The sequence below is a fragment of the Hydrogenivirga sp. 128-5-R1-1 genome (assembly GCF_000171895.1).
Genome location: NZ_ABHJ01000513.1, coordinates 1 through 1,074, shown reverse-complemented (window position 1 = coordinate 1,074; position 1,074 = coordinate 1). Strand labels below are relative to the sequence as shown.

1 protein-coding gene is annotated in these 1,074 nt (G+C 32.0%); it reads right to left on the bottom strand.

Annotation, left to right across the window (positions count from 1 at the left end):
- Positions 1–89 precede the first annotated feature (89 nt).
- A complete protein-coding gene (locus HG1285_RS18610) occupies positions 90–1,016 on the bottom strand; it encodes a nitrite reductase (NAD(P)H) large subunit (protein WP_008289710.1) in 927 nt (308 codons plus the stop codon).
- Positions 1,017–1,074 lie beyond the last annotated feature (58 nt).

The following is a 1,074-nucleotide window of genomic DNA, read 5'->3' as shown; positions in this document are numbered from 1 at the left end:
ATTAAGCCAATTTGAGAATTTCCTTTAATCTCTATTACTTTTCCTTCATACTTAATTTTCTGGTGCATAACCACTCCTTTATTGGCAGTTTAAAACTTTATTTTTTCCAAATCTGTTTCTATTTCTGTAAAGACCTTGTATCTTTTTTCTGAATTTGTATTAATCATTTTCAAAACAATGTTGTCTAATAAATCGGGAATATTTGAGTTAATTCTTGAAGGCTTTTCTGGTAAAGGTTCATCGTATATTTCTAATATATTTGGTCGTGGATATGGGCTTTTACCTGTTATTTTTTTATAAAGCTGGTATCCAAATAAAAATATCTCTTCTTCTTCAGATTTATTACCGAGTATATAGTCTGTAATTTCAAGCTTGAGATGAGGGTAATTTCTTTTTATTGAGTTGTTAAACCTGATTAAAAATCTTAGAGCGTGTTTTGAAATTTTAGACAAAATCCTTTTGCAAAATTTTTCAAAACTTTCTTTTTCTTTTTTTAGTCTGATGTATTCTTTTATAAGTTCTTCCACATAAAACTGAACTTCGTTAAGAGGTACTTTCTGTATTAATAATCTTCCTTCCTCACTTTCTCCTGTAAGTGTACCTCCATAATATATATCTGTACCTAAAACTGTTTTACCATCTTTCTTAAACTTGACCCCTACAAACCCTATATCTCCATTTCCATGTATTCCACATCCCTTCTGGCAGGCTGACCAGTACATTCTGATTTTTGCATCTTCAGGGTCTAATGGATATTTTTCTGTCAAATAATTAGCCACATTTATTGCGTCAGGCTTATTAGGTATTACTCCAAAAGGACAGTGGTCTGTTCCTGCACATGCAATCAGGTCATTAAAATATGGAGAGCTTATATTTTTGTATTTTTTGTAAACAGGTGAAGACAAAAGTTTTCCTATGTTTTCTTCTTTTACTCCTACTATGTAAAGATTTTGGGTTGTTGTGAGCCTGATTTCTCCATTTCCAAACTCTTTTGAAGCTTCTACTGCTTCTATCATTGCAGACCAGAAAATATCCCGGAAGGACTACCATATGCACAGCATAACTTCCGTCTTT

Bases quoted from the DNA above. Each gene is read 5' to 3' on its own strand.
- HG1285_RS18610 (WP_008289710.1), bottom strand. From the start codon at position 1,016: ATGATAGAAGCAGTAGAAGCTTCAAAAGAGTTTGGAAATGGAGAAATC.